Here is an 8,306-nt window from a genome sequence, read left to right on the forward strand (position 1 = left end):
ACGAGCCCGGAGAATCCGGGCCCGCACGGGGCTAAGCCCGGGCGGTCGGCCCGACACTCCGCGGTCCGCTCAGCGGACCATGCTGCCGACAACCGGCTTCGTCAGCAGGGCCGAAGGGTTGCGCTGGATGCCCGGGTCCAGCGTCTTGGCGACGAAAATCGCGTGCCAGATGCAGAAGATCAGCACCGTCCAGACCTTGCGGGAGTTGTCGGCCTCCTCCCGCTTGTGCTCATCGAGCAGCCGCAGCGCGTACGGCAGGTCGATCAGGTCACCGGCGCCGGAGGTGGCCAGCATGTGCCGGGCCCACTCGTACATCTCCCCCCGCAGCCACACCCGGGTCGGAGTCGGGAAGCCCAGCTTCCGACGGTTCACGATGGCCGGCGGGACCACCCCCTGCAGCGCCTGGCGCATCGCGTACTTGGTGGCGTCGGAGCGTGGGGGCAGCCGCAGTTCGACCGGGATCTTCGACGCCACGTCGAAGACCGCCCGGTCCAGGAAGGGCACCCGTACCTCCAGCGAATTCGCCATCGAGATCCGGTCGGCCTTGACCAGGATGTCGCCGCGCAGCCAGGTGTAGAGGTCCACGTACTGCATCTTGGTGACGTCGTCGAGTTCGGTGCACTCGGCGTAGATCGGGGCGGTGATGTCGGTGTAGCGCACCGAGGGGTCATAGCGGCGTAGCAGGTGCTGCTTCTCCTCCTCGGTGAACATCCGGGCGTTGCCGTAGTAGCGTTCCTCGATCGGGGTGGTGCCGCGTTCCAGGAAGCTCTTGCCCTTGACCCCCTGCGGGATCGCCTTCGACACCGCCCGCAGCCCCTTCTGCACGCCGTCGGGCAACCCGTTGACCGAGCTCAGCGAGAGCGGTTCCCGGTAGATGGTGTAGCCGCCGAAGAACTCGTCGGCGCCCTCACCGGAGAGCACCACCGTGACGTGTTCGGCGGCCTTACGCGCCACGAAGTAGAGCGGCACCAGGGCCGGGTCGGCGACCGGGTCGTCCAGGTGCCAGACGATCTTCGGCAGCGCCGCCATCATGTCCTGCGGCCCGATCTTGGTGGGAATGGTGGTGACATCGAGGTGGCGGGCCGACTCCTGGGCCACGTCAATCTCCGAGTAGCCGGGCACGTCGTAGCCGACCGTGAAGGTCAGAATGTTCGGGTTGAACTCCCGGGCCAGCGCCACCACCGCGGTGGAGTCGATCCCGCTGGAGAGGAACGAACCGACCGGGACATCCGACCGCATGTGAATCCGGACGCTGTCCCGCAACGTCTCCCGGATCTCGTGGTAGAGCTTCTGCTCGTCCGGCACCGGAGCCGGCCGGAACATCGGCTGATACCACCGGCGGACGTCGATTCGACCGCCCGGCGACCAGGTCAGGTACTCCCCCGAGCCGATTCGGCGGATTCCCTGGTGCAGGGTGCCGGGCTCCGGCACGTACTGCAACGTCAGATAGTGGCTGAGGCTGGCCGTGTCGATGCCGGCGTCACCCTGGTAGTTGGCCGGCGCGAACGGCAGCAGGGCTTTCTTCTCCGAGGCGAGGTAGAGGCCGTCGGCCGTCTCCAGGTAGTGCAGCGGCTTGATCCCGAAGTAGTCGCGCGCACCGAAGGCACGCCGCTCCTGCCGGTCCCAGATCACGAAGGCGAACATTCCCCGCAGCCGGGTGAGCACCTGCTCACCCCAGTGGTGGTAGCCGGCGACGATCACCTCCCCATCACCGGAGGTGGCGAACTGCGTCCCGAAGTCGCGGGCCAGCTCCTCCCGCAGCTCGATGTAGTTGTAGATCTCGCCGTTGAAGGTCAGCAGGTAGCGCCCGTTCGCGTAGGGCAGCGGCTCCTGACTGGACGCCACATCGATAATCGCCAGCCGCTTGTGGGCGAAGACGCCGTCCACGTACTGGCCGGATGCGTCGCCGACCACTTCCACCCCGGTCTCGTCCGGGCCGCGATGGTGCAGGCACTCCAACGCGTTGGCGATGTGGTCGCGGTGAGCCGCGGCATCCCCGCGCGCGCTGAAGAAGGCCAGGAGTCCGCACATGGTCTTCATCTTTCCACGCCCCTGTCACTGCCGTAGCGGCCGTCTACGCAACCGGCCTCAGCCGCTGGCCCAGCCACGTCGGATACCGTCGGGACCAGCGACAACGCGAAGGGAGCGGAGATGACCGAGGAACGTATTCACCGCGATCCAGGGGGCACGGAGTCGCATGATCCAAAATTCCCGGCGGCGCTCCTGGCGTTCATGCGGCAGGGCTGGCGGGACAGCGCGCTACCGGTCGTACCGCGCCCGGCGGCGCCCAACCACGCCAAGCGCCGGGCGGCCCTCTCCGCGGCCTTCCCGGGCGAGACCCTGGTAATCCCCACGGGCGGCGAGCAGGTACGCGCCAACGACACCGCCCACCGGTTCCGTCCCGGCAGCGACTTCGCATACCTAACCGGCGACTACGAACCGGACAGCGTGCTCGTACTCCGTCCGACCGGCTCCGGACATGAGCCCCTCCTCTACCTGCGGCCCCACGCGTCCCGGCAGACCGACGAATTCTTCCGGAGTCGGCACGGCGAGCTGTGGCTCGGCCGGCGACCGACCCTTGCGGAGAAGTCGAGTGAGTTGGGCATGCCCACCGCCGACCTCGCGGACCTGGACGCCGCCCTGGCCGACCTCGCCCCGGCCCGAACCCGAGTGCTGCGCGGCTTCGACGCCCGGGTCGACGCGGCCCTGCGCCCGTACGACGGCCGGCGGGAGCGGGGACAGCCGCCCCGCGACCAGGAGCTGGCCAGCGCGATCTCCGAGCTACGGCTGGTCAAGGACGAGTGGGAGATCGCTCAGCTCCAGGACGCGGTGGATGCCACGGTTCGCGGTTTCGAGGATGCGGCCCGGGCGCTCCCGGCCGACCGGGGAGTTTCCGAGCGGCTGCTCGAGGGCATCTTCGCGCTGCGGGCCCGACATGACGGGAACGACATCGGTTACGGCTCGATTGTCGGCGCCAGCGAGCACGCCACGATCCTGCACTGGGTGCACAACCACGGCACCACCCGCCCGGGTGACCTGCTGCTGATGGACATGGGGGTGGAGAACAACCACCTCTACACCGCCGACGTGACCCGGGTGCTCCCGGTTAGTGGCCGGTTCACCGCGCTACAGCGTCAGATCTACGACATCGTGTACGCCGCGCAGCAGGCCGGCATCGAGTTCATCCGGCCGGGCGTGGCGTTCAAGGAGGTGCACCTAACCTGCATGCGGGTTCTCGCCGAAGGTCTGGCTGAACTGGGCCTACTACCGGTCAGCGTGGACGAGGCGATGGACGAGAGGTCGGCGGTTTACCGACGGTGGACCCTGCACGGCTTCGGGCACATGCTCGGCATCGATGTACACGACTGCGCGAACTCGCGCAGTGAGGCGTACCGCGACGGCGCCCTAGGCGAGGGTTATGTGCTCACCGTCGAGCCGGGCCTGTACTTCCAGCCCGAGGACGAGTTGGTGCCGGAGGAGCTGCGCGGCATCGGCATCCGGATCGAGGACGATGTCCTGGTCACGGCGAACGGCACGGTAAACCTCTCCGCCGGACTCCCCCGGACCGCTGGCGACGTGGAAGCCTGGCTGGCTGAGCAGCGGGAGGCAGGTCCGCGACTGCCGGGCTAACCCCTCGACGACCAAGCTTCGGCCCCGCCGCTGGGCCGGTGACCGGACGGTCACCGGCCCAGCGGCGGGGCCCTTCGTTTAGGTGACCCCTTTTGGAGCCGACCGGCGCCAGCTGCGCTAGCCGCCCCAAGATGAGCCAAATGCGGGGATTTTTCGGATACATCCCCTCCATGAAACATCTTCCCATACGGTGGTCATCGGAGGCTGCAACCGTTTTGTAGCAGTTCGCGCCACCTTCGTTCGGTGCGGACCGTCTGGTAGTCGAAAGGGCGGAATGCTCTGATGTCCATTGACGTATCAACTCCTTACGGCGGGAACAACGCCGACCCCCCGAACCGGGGACGGCGGCCACTGTGGGTCGCCGCCGGTGTCGTTGGCCTGACCGGTGTCGTCGGGTTGGCCGCCCTCGGTGGGGTCGCCGCCCGAGACAACGACACGGCCGAAGACGCCAGCCGGGCGGAGACGCAGGCCAACATCCAACAGAAGGTCAACGATGCCGACCCCGCTGAGACCATTCCCGCCGAGGGCGGCGCGGTCAGCGACAGCCAAGGCCAGGGCCAGTGGGGCGACGACAGCAGCGGCCAAGGCCAGTGGGGCGGCGACAGCCAAGGCCAGGGCCAGTGGGGCGGCGGCGACAGCAGCGGCCAAAAGGAGCACCGGAAGCCTGCGGACCACGCGAAAGCTGTCCCGTGCAACAGCGACAAGCTGATCCAAGCAATCGTCCACGCCAACCAGAACCGCGGCGGCGTGCTGACGCTCGCCAAGGGTTGCACCTACGAGCTGACCCGAAGCGAGCACGGTAACGGACTGCCGGTTATCAAGGAACCGATCGTTCTCGACGGCTACGACACGACGATCGCGCGGGCCGCCAACGCCGCGCACTTCCGGATCTTCAACGTCGGGCAGGACGGCCACCTGACCCTCAAGGGCATTACCGTCAAGGGCGGACAGACCACGCCCCGCTGGGCTTACTCAACGCCCGAGGCGCTGCCACCGCTCGACCTCTCCATGACGCCAGACGCTACTCAGGCAACCGAGCAGGCGGTAGCTGGATCAACCACCACCAGCACGGCGGTCAGCCGCTACGGCGACGACGACGGCGCGGGAATCCTGGTCCAACGTGGCGGCAAGGCCGACATCGAGAAGAGCTCGATCGTGCTGAACCACGGCCGCAACGGCGGTGGTGTCGCCAACTACGGCACGACCACCATCCGGGACTCCGCGGTCGAACACAACAGCGCCACCGAGTTCGGCGGCGGCGTCTTCAGCACCGGCATCCTACGGATCGAACGGTCGAAGATCGAACAGAACAACGCTCGCCATGGTGGCGGCGGCTTCGCCAACGGCTCGTTCAAGCCCGGCGCCAAGGGAGGCACCGTCTGGGTATGGAGTAGCACGATCAGCCACAACCAGACCCGGGGTCTGGCCGGCGGCATCCTCGACCGCTCCGGCAACACGAGTGTTACCCGTAGCGAGGTCACGGACAACACCGCAGGGCGGGATGCCGGCGGCGTGCTCGGTGTCGACAAGTCCAGGTTGTACCTGGAGCAGGTAAAGATCGAGCGGAATGTCGCCACGGACGTTGGGGGCGGCCTCGCGGTAGCCAACAACTCCACCGCGGTGGTGGAGGAGAGCGTACTCAAGGAGAACGTGGCTGAAGGCGCGGGCGGCGCTGGCCTGTTCAACGTAAATGCCTCCGTGACCCTGCGGAAGAGCGAAGTCGTCGGCAACCGGGCGGTCGGCCCCTTCGCGGTAGGCGGTGGCGTCGTCAACGCCTACGGCCAGGTCTCCCTGATCCAGAGCATGGTGACCGAGAACTTCGCCACCACACCGCCGGGCGGCATCTTCACGACGAACAACGGTGTCAAGATCGACGAGAAGTCCGCGGTCAAGAAGAACCGGCCGACGAACTGCATTGGCAGCCCGGTCGTTCCGAAACGCTGCTTCGGATGAGTCACCCCTGAGTGCACCACCACATAGATCGGGCTCCTCCGGCCGGGTGCGGCCGGAGGAGCCCCGCATCTGACCGACCGCGCCGGATCGCACCGCCCGGGCGGTATATCCACTCGCACGTTCTAGATCACATAGAGCGGCTCACGGTGTGTCTGCACGTAATCGCTACTGACGTCCCGATCCGTCCTGCCGCAAGCCGAATGTGGGCTTCTTTCATAAAAGCCCTCGAGGTGAGAATCATTCCCATACGGTGTTTCTGGGAGCTACAACCGATTTGTAGTAGGGACACTCGCCCTCGAGCGAGGCGCCCCTGTCTGGTATGAGGAGAGGGTAGAGAGCTCCAATGTCCAACTACCAAGATCCAAACAACGCCACCGGCCCGGAGGCCGCGTCGAAACGACGACGCAAACTCTGGCTCGCCAGCGGCGTCGCCGGCCTCACCGGCGTGGTCAGCATCGCCGCAGTTGGGTTCACCGGGGCCGGAGCTGGCGCCCGGGACCTGGCCTGGAACACCACTCAGATCACCACAAACGAGCAGGCAGCCGACGACCGAGGCGCGGGCGGCGAGGGCGACTGGGAAGCCAACCACAGGGGAAACTGGGACAGCAGCAAGAACAAGGAGAACACCGGGAAGAAGCACGGGAAGGAGGTGCCCTGCAAGACCGACAAGCTGATCCAGGCGATCATTCACGCCAACAGTAACCAGGGTGGCGTACTCAAGCTGGCGAAGGACTGCACCTACACGCTGACCCGTTCCGACGGCTATGGCAACGGCCTGCCGATCATCAAGGAACCGATCACGCTTATCGGGCAGAACACCGAGATCGCCCGGGACAGCCAGGCCGACTTCTTCCGAATCCTCAACGTCGGCCGGGGCGGACACCTGAAGGCCCAGGGCCTGACCATCAAGGGCGGTAAAACCCTTGCGGAAGAACGGGGTGCAAACAGCCCCGAGGCGGTGTGGTCACGCTTCTCGAACTCGGTCGCGGCGGGAGAGGCTGCAAAGGCAGGCCAGCCGTACCTACCGCTGTTCCAGGGCGAGCCGCAGGCGGCGGGAGCCGACACCACGACCCCGGCGGCCACGGCCAACCCCACGGCGAACACGGAGACCCCCGTCGACGCAGCAGGACCAGCACAGTGGTCAGGCGACGCGATGACCGGAGACGCCAGCGCTAACGGGGACGCCACCACGGACGAGGCCGTCGTCACCGACGAGGCCGTCGTCACCGAGGCCACCGCCACGGACGAGGCCGCCGTCACCGACGACGCCACCGTCACGGACGAGACCGTCGCCACCGACGACGCCACCGCCACGGACGAGACCGTCGCCACCGACGACGCCACCGCCACGGACGAGACCGTCGCCACCGACGACGCCACCGCCACGGACGAGACCGTCGCCACCGACGACGCCACCGCCACGGACGAGACCGTCGCCACCGACGACGCCACCGCCACGGACGAGACCGCCGTCACCGACGACGCCACCGCCACGGACGAGACCGCCGTCACCGACGACGCCACCGCCACGGACGAGACCGTCGCCACCGACGACGCCACCGCCACGGACGAGACCGCCGTCACCGACGACGCCACCGCCACGGACGAGACCGCCGTCACCGACGACGCCACCGCCACGGACGAGACCGTCGCCACCGACGACGCCACCGCCACGGACGAGACCGTCGCCACCGACGACGCCACCGCCACGGACGAGACCGTCGCCACCGACGACGCCACCGCCACGGACGAGACCGTCGCCACCGACGACGCCACCGCCACGGACGAGACCGTCGCCACCGACGACGCCACCGCCACGGACGAGACCGTCGCCACCGACGACGCCACCGCCACGGACGAGACCGTCGCCACCGACGACGCCACCGCCACGGACGAGACCGTCGCCACCGACGACGCCCCCGCCACGGACGAGACCGTCGCCACCGACGACGCCACCGCCACGGACGAGACCGTCGCCACCGACGACGCCACCGCCACGGACGAGACCGTCGCCACCGACGACGCCACCGCCACGGACGAGACCGTCGCCACGGACGACGCCACCGCCACGGACGAGACCGTCGCCACCGACGACGCCACCGCCACGGACGAGACCGTCGCCACCGACGACGCCACCGCCACGGACGAGACCGTCGCCACCGACGACGCCACCGCCACGGACGAGACCGTCGCCACCGACGACGCCACCGCCACGGACGAGACCGTCGCCACCGACGACGCCACCGCCACGGACGAGACCGTCGCCACCGACGACGCCACCGCCACGGACGAGACCGTCGCCACCGACGACGCCACCGCCACGGACGAGACCGTCGCCACCGACGACGCAAGCATGGACGTCGCCGTCACCAACGAAAACGGCGCCGCCAGCTGGAACCAGAACGGCGCCGCCAGCGACAACACCACCAACGACGACGCCGCCAGCTGGAACCAGAACGGCGCCGCCAGCGACAACACCACCAACGACGACGCCGCCAGCTGGAACCAGAACGGCGCCGCCAGCGACAACACCACCAACGACGACGCCGCCAGCTGGAACCAGAACGGCGCCGCCAGCGACAACACCACCAACGACGACGCCGCCAGCTGGAACCAGAACGGCGCCGCCAGCGACAACACCACCAACGACGACGCCGCCAGCTGGAACCAGAGCGGCGCCGCCAGTGGGGACGCCACCGTCGGCGCACCAGCCGCCGAGTGGA

Annotated in this window: 4 protein-coding genes; 3 read left to right on the plus strand and 1 reads right to left on the minus strand. The window is 68.2% G+C overall.

Annotation, left to right across the window (positions count from 1 at the left end):
- Positions 1 to 69 precede the first annotated feature (69 nt).
- Positions 70 to 2,031 carry an asparagine synthase (glutamine-hydrolyzing) gene (asnB, locus tag SALPAC2_RS0108465; RefSeq protein ID WP_018216227.1) on the minus strand — a complete coding sequence of 654 codons (1,962 nt, stop codon included), beginning with the start codon at positions 2,029 to 2,031 and terminating at the stop codon, positions 70 to 72.
- Positions 2,032 to 2,151: 120 nt separating this feature from the next.
- Here asnB and SALPAC2_RS0108470 point away from each other — a divergent pair, with 120 nt between their 5' ends.
- The 3 genes from SALPAC2_RS0108470 to SALPAC2_RS27830 all read left to right on the plus strand — a co-directional run.
- On the plus strand, positions 2,152 to 3,630 hold the full coding sequence (locus SALPAC2_RS0108470; protein ID WP_018216228.1) for an aminopeptidase P family protein: 1,479 nt from the start codon (positions 2,152 to 2,154) through the stop codon (positions 3,628 to 3,630).
- A 282-nt stretch (positions 3,631 to 3,912) separates the two neighbouring features.
- Positions 3,913 to 5,583, plus strand: a complete 1,671-nt coding sequence (locus SALPAC2_RS0108475; RefSeq protein ID WP_018216229.1) for a right-handed parallel beta-helix repeat-containing protein — start codon at positions 3,913 to 3,915, stop codon at positions 5,581 to 5,583.
- 343 nt (positions 5,584 to 5,926) lie between these two features.
- The coding region (locus SALPAC2_RS27830; RefSeq protein ID WP_223874890.1) for a midas domain-containing protein at positions 5,927 to 8,306 on the plus strand (2,380 nt) is incomplete at its 3' end.

The sequence above is a fragment of the Salinispora vitiensis genome, from assembly GCF_000378825.1.
GTDB classification, from domain to species: domain Bacteria; phylum Actinomycetota; class Actinomycetes; order Mycobacteriales; family Micromonosporaceae; genus Micromonospora; species Micromonospora vitiensis.

Coding starts and splice junctions, on each gene's coding strand:
- asnB (WP_018216227.1), bottom strand. CDS start 2,031: ATGTGCGGACTCCTGGCCTTCTTCAGCGCGCGCGGGGATGCCGCGGCT.
- SALPAC2_RS0108475 (WP_018216229.1), top strand. CDS start 3,913: ATGTCCATTGACGTATCAACTCCTTACGGCGGGAACAACGCCGACCCC.
- SALPAC2_RS0108470 (WP_018216228.1), top strand. CDS start 2,152: ATGACCGAGGAACGTATTCACCGCGATCCAGGGGGCACGGAGTCGCAT.